General features: G+C 70.6%; 14 protein-coding genes. 6 read left to right on the top strand and 8 right to left on the bottom strand.

Annotated elements, in window-relative coordinates:
* Positions 1-5 precede the first annotated feature (5 nt).
* The 4 genes from OG389_RS12520 to OG389_RS12505 all read right to left on the bottom strand — a co-directional run bounded on the left by OG389_RS12520 (position 6) and on the right by OG389_RS12505 (position 3,000).
* Positions 6-689 carry a class I SAM-dependent methyltransferase gene (locus tag OG389_RS12520; RefSeq protein ID WP_328298559.1) on the bottom strand — a complete coding sequence of 228 codons (684 nt, stop codon included), beginning with the start codon at positions 687-689 and terminating at the stop codon, positions 6-8.
* A 120-nt stretch (positions 690-809) separates the two neighbouring features.
* Positions 810-1,637: a GNAT family N-acetyltransferase gene (locus OG389_RS12515; RefSeq protein ID WP_328298558.1), complete on the bottom strand. Its 828-nt coding sequence runs from the start codon at positions 1,635-1,637 to the stop codon at positions 810-812.
* Between the two features lie 27 nt (positions 1,638-1,664).
* A complete protein-coding gene (locus OG389_RS12510; RefSeq protein WP_328298557.1) occupies positions 1,665-1,934 on the bottom strand; it encodes a protealysin inhibitor emfourin in 270 nt (89 codons plus the stop codon).
* A gap of 10 nt (positions 1,935-1,944) precedes the next feature.
* Complete coding sequence (locus OG389_RS12505) at positions 1,945-3,000, bottom strand: M4 family metallopeptidase (RefSeq protein ID WP_328298556.1); 1,056 nt, start codon at positions 2,998-3,000, stop codon at positions 1,945-1,947.
* A gap of 375 nt (positions 3,001-3,375) precedes the next feature.
* Between OG389_RS12505 and leuA the strand changes: the two genes are divergently transcribed.
* The 6 genes from leuA (at position 3,376) to OG389_RS12475 (ending at position 10,618) form a co-directional block, all read left to right on the top strand.
* On the top strand, positions 3,376-5,139 hold the full coding sequence (gene leuA / locus OG389_RS12500; protein ID WP_328298555.1) for a 2-isopropylmalate synthase: 1,764 nt from the start codon (positions 3,376-3,378) through the stop codon (positions 5,137-5,139).
* A gap of 260 nt (positions 5,140-5,399) precedes the next feature.
* The gene (locus OG389_RS12495; protein ID WP_328298554.1) at positions 5,400-6,095 is read left to right on the top strand and encodes a TerB family tellurite resistance protein; all 696 of its coding nucleotides are present in this window, start codon (positions 5,400-5,402) and stop codon (positions 6,093-6,095) included.
* 605 nt (positions 6,096-6,700) lie between these two features.
* On the top strand, positions 6,701-8,182 hold the full coding sequence (locus OG389_RS12490) for a nucleobase:cation symporter-2 family protein (RefSeq protein ID WP_328298553.1): 1,482 nt from the start codon (positions 6,701-6,703) through the stop codon (positions 8,180-8,182).
* 112 nt (positions 8,183-8,294) lie between these two features.
* On the top strand, positions 8,295-9,041 hold the full coding sequence (gene recO / locus OG389_RS12485; protein ID WP_328298552.1) for a DNA repair protein RecO: 747 nt from the start codon (positions 8,295-8,297) through the stop codon (positions 9,039-9,041).
* Between the two features lie 12 nt (positions 9,042-9,053).
* Positions 9,054-9,878 (top strand): isoprenyl transferase, encoded by an 825-nt coding sequence (locus tag OG389_RS12480; RefSeq protein ID WP_328298551.1) that lies wholly within the window; start codon positions 9,054-9,056, stop codon positions 9,876-9,878.
* Between the two features lie 209 nt (positions 9,879-10,087).
* The gene (locus OG389_RS12475; RefSeq protein WP_328298550.1) at positions 10,088-10,618 is read left to right on the top strand and encodes a hypothetical protein; all 531 of its coding nucleotides are present in this window, start codon (positions 10,088-10,090) and stop codon (positions 10,616-10,618) included.
* On the opposite strand, the gene OG389_RS12470 is transcribed toward OG389_RS12475, so the two are convergent.
* From OG389_RS12470 to OG389_RS12455, 4 genes are read right to left on the bottom strand one after another with little or no spacing between them, the layout of a single operon-like run.
* Entirely contained in the window at positions 10,615-11,055 is a 441-nt protein-coding gene (locus tag OG389_RS12470) for a Fur family transcriptional regulator (RefSeq protein WP_328298549.1), read from the bottom strand. The two genes, OG389_RS12475 and OG389_RS12470, sit on opposite strands and share 4 nt — an antisense overlap.
* Positions 11,056-11,114: 59 nt before the next feature.
* The gene (locus tag OG389_RS12465) at positions 11,115-11,978 is read right to left on the bottom strand and encodes a metal ABC transporter permease (protein WP_328298548.1); all 864 of its coding nucleotides are present in this window, start codon (positions 11,976-11,978) and stop codon (positions 11,115-11,117) included.
* Positions 11,978-12,769 (bottom strand): metal ABC transporter ATP-binding protein, encoded by a 792-nt coding sequence (locus OG389_RS12460; protein ID WP_328298547.1) that lies wholly within the window; start codon positions 12,767-12,769, stop codon positions 11,978-11,980. The genes OG389_RS12465 and OG389_RS12460 overlap by 1 nt, the downstream gene beginning before the upstream one ends.
* Positions 12,770-12,801: 32 nt before the next feature.
* Positions 12,802-13,779: a metal ABC transporter substrate-binding protein gene (locus tag OG389_RS12455; protein ID WP_328298546.1), complete on the bottom strand. Its 978-nt coding sequence runs from the start codon at positions 13,777-13,779 to the stop codon at positions 12,802-12,804.
* Between the last annotated feature and the right edge of the window lie 78 nt (positions 13,780-13,857).

Raw genomic sequence — 13,857 nt, 5'->3', positions numbered from 1 at the left:
GGCGCCTACGGGAGCCTCCGCACCTTCACCGCGTTGTCCGTACGGGTCCCGGGCCGGCCGTCAGGCTGGTTCTGGGCCCGTACGTGTTCCTCCGCCAGCAGCACCTCCCAGACGCCGGCCTCCAGCTCCAGCTGGGCGAGGACCTCCCCGGGGGTCGGGAAGGCCACCTGCGGGCGGTCCTCCTGCCAGGGCGCCCAGCCCGCGTGGCCGACGACGAGCAGGATCCCGCCGGGGGCCACGGCGGCGGCGGCCCGGCGCAGGATCCGCTCGCGCGGGAACTCGCCGAAGGTGTGCAGGAAGCACGCGGAGACCAGGTCGTACTCCCCGGCCGGGAAGGACTCCGCGAGATCGTGCCGTTCCCACTCGGTGCGGTCCGCGACCCCGGCGTCGGCGGCGTGGGCCGCCGCACGCTCCAGCGCCACGCCGGAGATGTCCGTCCCGGTGACCTGCCAGCCCTTGCGGGCGAGCCAGACGGCGTCACCGCCCTCACCGCAGCCGAGGTCCAGGGCCCGCCCCGGAGCGAGCGGCGCGGCTTCGCGGGCCAGCACGGCGTTGGCGTCCCCGCTCCAGACCTTGTCGCTGTCGCGGTAGCGGGTGTCCCAGTACTCCTCGCCCACGAGGCCGGCGGCGGGCGCGGCCGCGGGGCCGGACGCGGACTCGGGGGAGTGGTGGTGGTGCTCGTGCGCCATGGCGGGGCTCTTTCCGTTCGGTACGGGTGCCTGCGCCTCCGATGCTCCGTCCGAACCGCCGCCCCGGCCAAGCGGTCTTGCCGTCTCCGCAAAAAGGTCAGCGGCCGCCGTGCTCGCGGGTCACAGGGGCCGGTCCGCGATCAGGGCCGTGCCGACGGGGCGGAAGCCGAGGCGGGCGTAGAGGCGGGCCACGTCCTCGTCGCCGGCCGAGAGGAAGACCGTGCGGGCTCCGCGGGCCAGTGCGTTGGCGACCAGGGCCGCGGTGACTCCGAGGGCCAGCCCCTGGCGGCGGCCCGCGGGGAGGGTGCCGACGCCGACCACCTCGGCGACGTCGCCGACCGGGATGTACTGGCCGGAGCAGAGCACCACGCCGTCCCGTACGGCCGCGGCCAGGGCGGTACGGCCCGACGCGATCATCCCGGCCACCCGGACCCGGCGGCCTTCCGAGGCCGGGTCGCGCTCGGCCACCGCGAGCTCGGCCGGACCCGCCTCCCCGACGGCCGTTCCGGGAGCGGCGAAGGCCAGCGCCGGAACCGTCACCGCCGCGCGCAGGAGCGGATCGGCCGCGCCGAGCAGGCGTACGTCCGGATGCGCGGGCAGCCGTACCGCCGAGGGGTCGAGCACCATCAGCGGGTGGGCGTGCACGCTCAGGCCGGCGGCCCGGGCGGCGGCCTCCAGGGAGGGGGTGGTTTCGGCCACCCACTCGAGGGATTCGGGGACCTTCAGCTCCCGCTGGCGGGCCAGGACCCGCTCCACGTCGGACACCGAGACCTCGGCGCCCCCGGCCGGGCCGTCACCGAGCGCGGGCCGCGCGTAGTACGGCCAGCCGTCGCCCTCCTGGACGAACAGGGTCAGCGGGCCGAAGTCCTCGGCCCGCGCCCCGCCGTCCCGGGGGGCCGTGTCGTAGTAGCGCTCCAGCTCGGGCAGGTGATCGGATGTCGCATTCATCCGGTCATCCAAGCAAGCCGGCCGCCGTCAAGCACCTTCTTTGAGGACGCGGGAGATCAGGGCGCGCTGGGCGTCCGACAGGTTCGGGTCCTGGCAGGACACCGTCCGGCCGTCCACCGTGATGCGGTAGGAGAACCCGTCCCGGATCCGGTCCGCCGCGGGCCCCGGTGGACCGGGCCGCAGGGCCAGCTGCGCCAGCGCCTGCCACTCGGCCTCGTCGGGGAGGTCCGAGGTGTCCACCTCGGCCCGCCGCTCGATCCCCGCGAAACCGCCCGTCCGCACCACCTGAATCCGCATGACCGCCCTCCTACCCCAGACCCACCGCCGACCACGCCTTCTGCAGCGCCTGGTGTTCCGCACCGCCCTCGCCGTACCGGGTGACGGCCGCGGCGGTCGTCAGGGCGGCGAACCGGGCGAAGCCCGCCGTCGGGCCGAGCTCCCCGCCGGTCAGCGTGTCGTACCAGATCCGCCCGGCCCGCTCCCAGGCCTTGCCGCCGAGCTCGGTGGCCACGATCCAGAAGGCGTGGTTGGGGATGCCGGAGTTGATGTGCACCCCGCCGTTGTCGCGGGAGGTGCGGACGTAGCCGTCCATCGTCGCGGGCTGCGGGTCCTTGCCGAGCTCGTCGTCCTCGTACGCCGTCCCGGGCGCCTTCATCGACCGCAGGGCGGAGCCGCTGTCCACGGACGGCCCGAGCAGCCCGGCGCCGATCAGCCAGTCGGCCTCCTCGGCGGTCTGGTCCAGCGAGTACTGCTTGATGAGGGAGCCGAAGACGTCGGACATGGACTCGTTGAGCGCGCCGGACTGGCCGTAGTACTCCAGGTTCGCGGTGTGCTGGGTGACCCCGTGGGTCAGCTCGTGCCCGATGACGTCGACGGACACGGTGAAGTCGAGGAAGAGGTCCCCGTCCCCGTCGCCGAAGACCATCTGGCTGCCGTCCCAGAAGGCGTTGTTGTACAGCCGGTCGTAGTGGACGCTGGCGTTCAGCGGCAGGCCGGCGTCGTCGATGGAGTGGCGGCCGAAGGCCTTGAGGTACAGCTCGAAGGTGGCGCCGAGCCCGGCGTAGGCACGGTTGACGCTCGCGTCCTTGGTGGCGTCCCCACCCTCCGCGCGGACCTTCTTGCCGGGGAGCCGGGTGTGGTGCTGCGCGTCGTAGACGGTCCGGCCGGGGGTGTCGGGCGGGGTGTCCCCGGAGGGCGGCAGGACCGCCAGCAGGCGCCGGACCCGGTTGGAGGCGTCGAGCTCCAGGGTCCGCCGAGCGGCGGCCGCCCGGGCGGGGTCCTCGGACTGGGCGATCTTGTCCAGGAGGTGCGGCGGCACCACGGTGCAGAAGGCGGGGCGACGGTGGGGGTGGAAGGCATCCATGCCCGGCAATGTGGCAGTGGGTGATCTCCGTGTCACTAGCTGCGACCATGATTCATTCGCTTGTCTGAAAGCGTGCGCATCGCGTTGACGGATCGACCGGACATCGGGCCGGGCGGGGAAGTATCAAAGAGGCTTAGCTCACAAACAGGGCAAAACGGACCCACGGGTCTTGCATACTGAAACAGGTCCCGCATTACGGGGCGGCTCGGTTAGGCTCGGCCCATCATGCGTTTCGGGCTGCTTCTCCTTAGCTGCCGCGGCGAGGGCCTGTAGTCGTAGGCCGACCCCCTCCCCGCGGAGTTTGGTGTTGCGGTTTTGCGACCGTCGTCGGCCGTTCCAGCGAACTACACGCGGACACGCGAGGAGCCCAACGCCATGAGCCAGCACACTTTCGTCGGTCGCCCCACGCCCATCACGAACGCGACCCACACCCAGAAGCCCTCCGGGATGCCGATCCACAAGTACGGCTCGTACGAGCAGGTGGACATCCCCGACCGCACCTGGCCCGAGGCCCGCGTCACCAAGGCGCCCCGCTGGCTGTCCACGGACCTGCGCGACGGCAACCAGTCGCTGATCGACCCGATGACCCCCGCCCGCAAGCGCGAGATGTTCGACCTGCTGGTGCGCATGGGCTACAAGGAGATCGAGGTCGGGTTCCCGTCCTCCGGCGAGACCGACTTCAACTTCGTGCGCTCCATCATCGAAGAGGGCGCGATCCCGGACGACGTCACCATCTCCGTACTGACCCAGGCCCGCGAGGACCTGATCGAGCGGACCGTCGAGTCGCTGGTCGGCGCCAAGCGCGCCACCGTGCACCTGTACAACGCGACCGCCCCGACCTTCCGCCGGGTCGTCTTCCGCGGCTCCAAGGAGCAGATCAAGCAGATCGCCGTCGACGGCACCCGCCTGGTCATGGAGTACGCCGACAAGCTGCTGGGCCCCGAGACCGTCTTCGGCTACCAGTACAGCCCGGAGATCTTCACCGACACCGAGCTGGACTTCGCCCTGGAGGTCTGCGAGGCCGTCTGTGACGTCTGGCAGCCGAGCGAGGGCCGCGAGATCATCCTGAACCTGCCCGCCACCGTGGAGCGCTCCACGCCCTCCACCCACGCGGACCGCTTCGAGTGGATGGCCCGCAACCTGACCCGCCGCCAGCACATCTGCATCTCCGTGCACCCGCACAACGACCGCGGCACCGCCGTGGCGGCCGCCGAGCTGGCCCTGATGGCCGGCGCCGACCGCATCGAGGGCTGCCTGTTCGGGCAGGGCGAGCGCACCGGCAACGTCGACCTGATCACGCTGGGCATGAACCTGTTCTCGCAGGGCATCGACCCGCAGATCGACTTCTCGCAGATCGACGAGATCCGTCGTACGAGCGAGTACTGCAACCAGATGGAAGTGCACCCGCGCCACCCCTACGCGGGCGATCTGGTCTACACCGCCTTCTCCGGCTCCCACCAGGACGCCATCAAGAAGGGCTTCGACGCCATGGAGGCCGACGCGGCCGCCCGGGGCGTCACCGTCGACGACATCGAGTGGGCGGTCCCGTACCTGCCCATCGACCCCAAGGACGTCGGCCGCTCCTACGAGGCGGTCATCCGGGTCAACTCGCAGTCCGGCAAGGGCGGCATCGCGTACGTCCTGAAGAACGACCACAAGCTGGACCTGCCGCGCCGCATGCAGATCGAGTTCTCGCGGATCATCCAGGCGAAGACCGACTCCGAGGGCGGCGAGGTCACCCCGACGGCGATCTGGGACGTCTTCCAGGACGAGTACCTGCCCAACCCCGAGAACCCGTGGGGGCGCATCCAGCTGCGTTCCGGCCAGACCACCACCGACAAGGACGGCACCGACACGCTGACCGTCGAGGCGGTCGTGGACGGCGTGGACACCGTGCTGGACGGCACCGGCAACGGTCCGATCTCGGCCTTCTTCGACGCGCTGGCCGGCATCGGCATCGACGCCCGTCTGCTGGACTACACCGAGCACACGATGAGCGAGGGCGCCTCCGCGGTCGCCGCCTCGTACATCGAGTGCGCGATCGACGGCCGCGTCCTGTGGGGCATCGGCATCGACGCCAACACCACCCGCGCCTCCCTGAAGGCGGTCATCTCCGCCGTCAACCGCGCCGGCCGCTGACCCCGTACGTGACACGGCCCCGCCCCTCCGCTCCGGAGGGGCGGGGCCGAGCCGTTTCCGTCCCGGGGTGCTCCGGCCCGTCCGGCCTGGGCTCCAGCGCAGGTGGGGGCGGGTGCGGGGAGGGGCGCGCGGAGGGGCGCAGATCGGCCAAGTACGGCGGGCGGAGGATGTTGTCTTGTCACACGGCTGACGCATCCTCACCGATGTGGCTAACATCACGCCAAGCCGGCGATGTTGCCGGCGGGTGACGGAGGTGCGACGTGCTGCCAGTTCGGGGTGGGGACGGCCGGAAGCTGATGGTCTGGGGAATCCGCACCACCTGGAGCACCGTGGGGGACGGGGAGTTCTTCTGCCCCGGCTGCGGTGGCGACCGCAATTACCGCCGGCGCACCGGGCGCCGCCGGTTCACCGTCCTCGGGGTGCCGCTGCTGCCGCGCGGGCAGTCCGGCCCCGTCGTCGAGTGCCAGGGCTGCCGCGAGCGGTTCGGCACCGAGGTCCTGGACCACCTCACCACCACCCGTTTCTCCGCGCTGCTGCGCGATGCCGTGCACACCGTGGCCCTGGCCGTGCTGGCCGCCGGCGGCACGGGCTCGCGCAGCGCCCTGGAGGCCGCCGCGGGCGCCGTACGCTCCGCGGGGTTCCAGGACTGCACGGAGGAGCAGCTGGAGTCCCTCGTGGACGCGCTGGCCACCGAGGAGGGGCGGCTCGGGCTCTACGACGCCCCCGACTGCTGCGGTGCGGCACTCTCGATCGAGCTGCACGAGGTCCTGGAGCCGCTGGCCCCGCACCTGGCCGCCCCGGGGCGCGAATCGATCCTGCTGCAGGGCGCGCGCGTGGCCCTGGCGGACGGCCCGTACACCCCCGCGGAGCGCGAGGTGCTGGCGACGGTGGGCGCGGCGCTGCGCATCGACGCGGACGAGGTCGCGCGGCTGCTGTCGGCGGTCCGGGCGCCGTAGGGCCCCGGCGCCGGCCGTGGTGATGGTGGCGTAGGCGTAGGCGATCGTTTCGGCCGCGCTGACCGTTTCGGACGCGGCCGGGGACTCCAGGGTGGGCGAAACCGGCACATGTTGAAATAACAATCAGGCCTCGCGCCCCCTGATCCGCGCCCCGCGCGCGCCGTGTGAACCGCGGAGCCGTTCCATCCGTGTGTGGCGTTCTCACCAGGTGGACGGTCGTAGGAGCGCCTTCCTGTTTGCGCGCCCGAACGTCGGCGAAGCATTAACCCGCACGTCATCCCGTAGGACCTTCGCGTTCGCGCAGCGAGAACCAGCCATTTCGCGATCATTGGCCATAGCTGAGCCTGAGAAGCTCCGCCACTGGAGAAACCTCCAGATCGATTGGCGCCAGGCGTCAACACTTTGTAGAAGTCGACGATATCTGTGAGCGGCCCCACAGGCGTTCAATTCCGGTCACACGAGGAGACGCCGCCGGTAGCACCGCGGAGCTTCGATTCACGTGGACGTACTGACAACCCTGACGGATCAACGGGCTAACGACCCACTCCGGCCAGGGATAACCAGCTTCCTCTCGGTTACCTACCTCATTGAAGGGCAAGGCAGAGATGGCACGTGTCGCCGCACCGCTTTCCGCCAGCGGAGAGCAGAGCACGCACCCGGTCGACGAGGTGCTCCCCCTCCCCAAGCTCGCGCTGTACGGGTTCCAGCACGTACTCGCGTTCTACGCCGGTGCGGTGATCGTTCCGATCATCGTCGGTGGCGCCCTCGGGCTCACCACCGAGCAGCTGGTCTACCTGATCAACGCCGACCTCTTCACCTGCGGCATCGCCTCGATCATCCAGGCGTGGGGCATCGGCCGGATCGGCGCGCGACTGCCCCTGATCCAGGGCGTCACCTTCACCGCGGTGTCCCCGATGATCGCCATCGGTCTCGGTGCTGGCGGCGGGACGGCGGGTCTGCTCGTCATCTACGGCGCGGTCATCACGGCCGGCATCGCCACCTTCGCCTTCGCCTGGCTGCCGCCCAAGGCCTTCCGCACGGTCATGCGGCTGTTCCCGCCGGTCGTCACCGGCACGGTGATCACCGTCCTCGGCATCGTGCTGATCCCGGTCGGCCTGAACGACGCCGCGGGCGGCCTCGGCAGCCCCGACTTCGGCGACCCGAAGAACTTCGCCTACGCCGGCGGCACGATGCTCTTCATCCTCGTCCTCATGAAGCTCGGCAAGCCCTTCCTCAACAGCATCTCCATCCTGCTCGGCCTGGTCGGCGGCACCGTCGTCGCCTTCCTGCTCGGTGACGCCAAGTTCGGCGACGTGAGCAACTCGGACTGGATCGGCATCACCACCCCGTTCCACTACGGAGCTCCGAAGTTCGCCTGGTTCCCGATCCTGCTGATGCTCATCGTCATGCTGATCACCATGGTCGAGACCACCGGTGACACGTACGCCGTCGGCGACATCGTCGGCAAGGAGATCGACAGCGAGACGGTCGCCCGCGCCCTGCGTGCCGACGGTGCCGCGACCGCCCTCGGCGGCGTCCTCAACTCCTTCCCGTACGTGGCCTTCGCCGAGAACGTCGGCCTGGTCCGCATGACCAAGGTCAAGAGCCGGTTCGTCGTGGTCGCCGCCGGCGTGTTCATGATCGTGCTCGGGCTGATCCCCAAGGCCGCCGCGATCGTCGCCGCGGTTCCGCACGGAGTGCTCGGCGGCGCGGCCACGGTGATGTTCGCGATGGTGGCCCTGGCGGGCATCCAGACCCTGGCCAAGGTCGACCTCAAGGAGGAGAAGAACGCGCTCGTCGTGGGTGTCTCCCTGGCCTTCGCGCTGCTCCCCGCCACCGTCCCGGTGCTCTTCAAGGACCACATGGACGCGGACCTCTCCTCGCTCCTCAACAGTGGTGTGACGCTCGGTGCCACGGCCGCGATCGTGCTGAATCTCATCTTCAACGGCCTGGGCAAGGACGACGCGCACAACGCCCCGCAGACCGCCGCTCCTGCGGCCGCCGCCCCGGCGGCCGGCGACCAGCCCACGGCAGCCGTACCGGCCCAGTCGGGCGAGGGTGAGCCCGCCCCCGCGCCGACAGCCTGATCCTCCCAAGGGGTGTCCCCCGCCGGGCTCGTGCCCGGCGGGGGGCGCTGCCGTTCCGGGTCCGGACCGGCTTCGGCCCCGGGCTGTCGGTGGGGTACGGGACAATGGGCCCATGAGTCTGTTCCGCGACGACGGCATCGTGCTGCGCACCCAGAAGCTGGGTGAGGCGGACCGCATCATCACGCTCCTGACCCGGGGCCACGGCCGGGTCCGGGCCGTCGCCCGCGGCGTCCGGCGCACGAAGTCCAAGTTCGGCGCCGGGCTGGAACCTTTCTCCCACGCCGACGTGCAGTTCTTCTCGCGCGGCGGCGAGCTGATCGGCCGCGGCCTCCCGCTCTGCACGCAGACCCAGATCATCGCCCCGTACGGCAACGGCATCGTCACCGACTACGCCCGCTACACCGCCGGCACCGTGATGCTGGAGACCGCCGAGCGGTTCACGGACCACGAGGGCGAGCCCGCGGTGCAGCAGTACCTGTTGCTCGTAGGCGCCCTGCGCACCCTTTCGCGCGCCGAGCACGCGCCGAACCTCATCCTTGATGCCTTCCTGCTGCGCTCCCTCGCCGTCAACGGCTACGCGCCCAGCTTCGACGACTGCGCGAAATGCGGACTCCACGGCCCCAACCGCCACTTCTCCGTCGCCGCGGGCGGGGTGATATGCGGTGACTGCCGCGTCCCCGGCAGCGTCGTACCCTCGTCGGAGGCCATCGCCCTGCTCAGCGCCCTGCTGACGGGCGACTGGGCGCACGCCGACGCGTGCGAGGCACGTCACGTGCGGGAGGGCAGCGGGCTGGTCTCCGCCTATTTGCACTGGCATCTGGAGCGCGGGCTACGCTCCCTGCGATACGTCGAGAAATAGGAGCTGGGCAACATGGCACGACGCGGGATTCTGGGACGCTCTCGCCGCGAGTACAAGGTTCCCGAGCCGCACCCCTCCGGTGAGCGCCCGCCGAAGATCCCCGGCGAGCTGGTCCCGAACCACGTCGCGGTCGTCATGGACGGCAACGGCCGCTGGGCCAAGGAGCGCGGCCTGCCGCGCACCGAGGGCCACAAGGTGGGCGAGGGCGTCGTGCTCGACGTGCTCAAGGGCTGCCTGGAGATGGGCGTCAAGAACCTCTCCCTGTACGCCTTCTCGACGGAGAACTGGAAGCGCTCGCCCGACGAGGTGCGCTTCCTCATGAACTTCAACCGCGACGTCATCCGGCGCCGGCGCGACGAGATGAACGAGCTGGGCATCCGCATCCGCTGGGTCGGCCGCATGCCGAAGATGTGGAAGTCGGTCGTCCAGGAGCTCCAGGTCGCGCAGGAGCAGACCGTCGACAACGACGCGATGACCCTCTACTTCTGCGTCAACTACGGCGGCCGCGCGGAGATCGCGGACGCCGCGCAGGCGATCGCGCGCGATGTGGCGGCCGGCCGCCTCGATCCGTCGAAGGTCAACGAGAAGACCTTCGCGAAGTACATGTACTACCCGGACATGCCGGACGTCGACCTCTTCCTGCGGCCGAGCGGTGAGCAGCGCACCTCCAACTACCTGCTCTGGCAGAGCGCGTACGCCGAGATGGTCTTCCAGGACGTCCTGTGGCCCGACTTCGACCGCCGCAACCTCTGGCAGGCCTGCTACGAGTACGCCCAGCGCGACCGCCGCTTCGGCGGGGCCGTCCCGAACCAGGGGGAGCCGGGCACCTCGGCCTGAGCGTCGCCTGCGCTCCGTGCCATGAATACGGGTGGGGATCACGCACAGCGCACCGAGCGGGCCGCCTTCGTCCACCGGTTGACGCTCGCCGACCTCCAGGGGTGGTCCGGGAGCGCGCCCGGCGGACGGGACCGGGGCGGGCGGAGACGGTCCTGCCCCCACTGAATGCGCGTCGCCAGGAACGCGCCGCCGCTGTAAGGTCCGCTGTCATGGACATGCAGGGGGAGCAGGTTGAAGTACGGCTCGTCTACCAGACCACCGTGGCGGACGTCGCGCAGTCGGTCCGGGTGCGCGACGCCCGGCTGCCCGCGGGGCGCCGAAGGCGGTGGCTGATGTGTGGATTCGGGGCGGTGCTGGTCTGCTTCGGCGGGCTGGCGTTGCTGGGGGACGGGCCGATCAGCAAACCGCTGAGCTTCCTCATCGGTGGAGTGCTGATCCTCGGGCTGACGCTCTTCGGCCCGCAGCTCACGGCACGGGCCTTCGCGGGCCTGCTGGCCAAGGCGGGGGAGACCACGGCGCTGGTGACGGCCAGCGGGCTGCGGGTGAGCACGAAGGACACCGAGACGCGCATCGGCTGGGCCGCGCAGCCGCTGTACGCGGAGACGGCCGACACCTTCATCACGCTCAGCGTCACCAAGCGGGCGGCGGCGATGACCATCCTGCCCAAGCGCGGGGCGGCGGACCCGGCCGACATCGACCGTCTGCGGGCCCTGCTCGACCAGAACCTCCAGCGGATCTAGGCCGTCTGACCCGCGTTGGCCGCGCAGTCCGCGCAGGTGCCGAAGATCTCCACGGTGTGGGCCACGTTCACGAAACCGTGCTCGGCCGCGATGCCCTCCGCCCACTTCTCCACGGCCGGACCCTCCACCTCCACGGCCTTGCCGCACTTGCGGCAGACCAGGTGGTGGTGATGGTCCCCGGTGGAGCAACGCCGGTACACGGATTCGCCGTCGCTGGTCCTCAGCACATCGACCTCGCCGGCGTCCGCGAGGGACTGCAGGGTGCGGTAGACGGTGGTCAGGCCCACGGAGTCACCGCGGTGCTTGAGCATGTCGTGGAGTTCCTGGGCGCTGCGGAACTCGTCCACCTCGTCCAGCGCCGCCGCTACGGCGGCCCGCTGCCGGGTGGATCGTCCTCGTACTGGCGCGGTATTCATCTCGCCAGGCGCAGTCGCCACCGGTTCCTCCTCGTTTCGGCCTGGGCTCATTGTGCCAGGCGGCCGAGTGCCCGCGGCCTTCAGACCTTTACGTCGTCCCGCGTACAGACCTCTTCGGCGGCGCGGGCGGCCCTGGCCCGGCGCCGGGCCAGGGGGGTGGACAGGGCCGTCAGCACGATGAAGACCGCGATGGCCATCAGCACGATCGAGGCACCCGAAGGGGCGTCGATGTAGTAGGTCACCGCCGTGCCGCTGAGGGCGACGGTGGTGCTGATCGCCATGGCGAGGCCGAGGGTGGCGGCGAAGCCGCGGGTCATGCGCTGGGCGGCCGCGACCGGGATCACCATCATGGCGCTGACCAGCAGCAGGCCGACGATGCGCATGGCCACGGTGACGGTGACCGCGGCCGTGATCGCGATCAGCAGGTTCAGCACGCGCACCGGCAGTCCGGTGACCCGGGCGAACTCCTCGTCCTGGCAGACGGCGAAGAGCTGGCGGCGCAGGCCGATCGTGACGGCGAGGACGAAGACGGTCAGGATCGCCATCGCGGTGATGTCCTGGGACGACACGGTGGTGATCGAGCCGAACATCGAGCCGAGCAGCATCGACGTGGAGCCGCCACCGACGTTGATGATCATGACGCCGCCGGCGAGGCCGCCGTAGAAGAGCATGGCCAGCGCCACGTCGCCGCTGGTCTTGCCGCGCGAACGGATCAGCTCCATGCCGACGGCGCCGATGACGGTGACCAGGGTCGCCATCCACACGGGGCTGGTGTTCATCACGAACCCGAGCGCGACACCGGTCATCGCGACGTGACCGAGGCCGTCGCCCATGACGGCCTGCCGGCGCTGCACGAGGTACGTGCCGATCGCGGGGGCCGTGATGCCGACGAGGGCGGCGGCGATGAGCGCGCGCTGCATGAAGGCGTAGTCGAGGAGGTCCATCAGCTCAGCAGTCCCGTCCGCAGGGGCTCGGCGTCGTGCGCCGCGTGGGGGTGTACGTGGTCGTGGCCGGGTAGCGCGTGCTGGCCCAGGGCCTCCGGGGGCGGGCCGTCGTGCGTGACGCAGCCGTCGCGCAGGACGACGGCGCGGTCGATGAGCGGCTCCAGCGGGCCCAGCTCGTGCAGGACCAGCAGGACGGTGACCCCGGCGGCGACCTGGGTGCGCAGGGCGTTCGCGAGGACCTCCTGGTTGGCCAGGTCCACGCCGGCCATCGGCTCGTCCATGATCAGCAGCTCCGGCTCGACGGCGAGCGCGCGGGCGATGAGCACCCGCTGGTGCTGGCCGCCGGAGAGGGCGTTGACGGAGGCGTCGGCGAAGGAGCCCATGTCGACCAGGTCCAGCGCGCGCTCGACGGCTGCCTTGTCGGCCTTGCGCAGGACTCCGAAGCGGGTGCGCGCGAGCCGGCCGGCGGAGACGACCTCGCGGACGGTGGCCGGGACCCCGCTGGCGGCGGTGGTGCGCTGCGGGACGTACCCGATGCGCGACCAGTCGCGGAAGCGCTTGAAGCCGGTGCCGAAGAGCGACAGCTCGCCGCCGCTCAGCGGGACCTGGCCGACCACGGCGCGTACGGCCGTGGACTTGCCGGAGCCGTTGGCACCGAGCAGGGCGACGACCTCACCGCGGTGGACGGTGAGGTCGATCCCGCGCAGCACGGGGCGCGAGCCGAGCGAGGCCGTGGCCCCGCGCAGGGATATGACGGGCTGGTCCAGTGCCTGCGTGGGCTTGGACTCCATGGCTCGCGCCTCCGTTGCTGCTACTGCTGCCATTACTTGTTGCCGAGTGCCTTCTGGAGGTTCTTCAGGTTGGCCCGCATGACCTCGAAGTAGTCAGCGCCCTGGGACTTGTCCGTGATTCCCTCGAGGGGATCCAGGACGTCGGTCGTCAGGCCGGTGTCCGCGGCGAGGCTCTTGGCCGTCTTGTCGCTGGCCAGGGTCTCGAAGAACACGGTGGAGACATTGTCCTTCTTCGCGACGGCCTGCAGGTCCTTCATCCGGGCCGGGCTCGGCTCGGACTCGGGGTCGACGCCGGAGATGCCCTCCTGGTCGAGGCCGTAGCGCTCGGCGAGGTAGCCGAAGGCGGAGTGGGTGGTGATGAAGGTCCTGGAGGTCGTGTTCTTCAGACCGTCCTTGAACTCGGTGTCGAGCGCGCCCAGTTCGGCGACCAGCTCGTCGGTGTTCTTCTTGTAGTCCGCCGCGTGGTCGGGGTCGGACTTCGCCAGGGCCGCGCCGACTCCCTTGGCGATCTCCGCGTACTTCACGGGGTCGAGCCAGACGTGGGGGTCCTCGCCGGTTTCGCCGTGGCTGTGGTCGTGGCCGTCGGAGGCGCCCTCTTCGGCGGCGTGGTCGTCGTGGCCCGAGGTGCCGTGCACCTCCAGCTTGGTGAGGGCGGCGGCGTCGACGACGTTCTTCACGCCGGACTGGGCGACGGCCTTGTCGACGGCGGGCTGCAGCGTCTTGAGGTAGAGGACGACATCGGCCTCGCCGAGCTGCGCGGTCTGCTTCGGGGTGATCTCCAGGTCGTGCGGTTCGACGCCCGGCTTGGTGAGGGTGTCGACCTTGACGTGGTCCTTGCCGATCCGTTCGGCGAGGAACTGCATCGGATAGAACGACGCCATCACGTCGAGTTTGCCGTCCTTGCCGCCGGAGGCTCCGGCCGCGCCCGAACAGGCGGTGAGGGCCGTGGCGGCGAGGGCAACGGCTCCGGCGAGGGCGGCGGTGGGTATGAGGCGTCGTCGTACGTTCATGACATCCATTTTCATCAAAGATGGAAACGATTGTCAAAAACCCTGGTGAGGGGGGTGCGGAGGACCCGTGGACGGGGG

The organism is Streptomyces sp. NBC_00435, assembly GCF_036014235.1.
GTDB lineage: Bacteria > Actinomycetota > Actinomycetes > Streptomycetales > Streptomycetaceae > Streptomyces.
The sequence above is the reverse complement of the archived record's forward strand: the minus strand, read 5'-3'. Positions and strand labels throughout refer to the sequence as shown.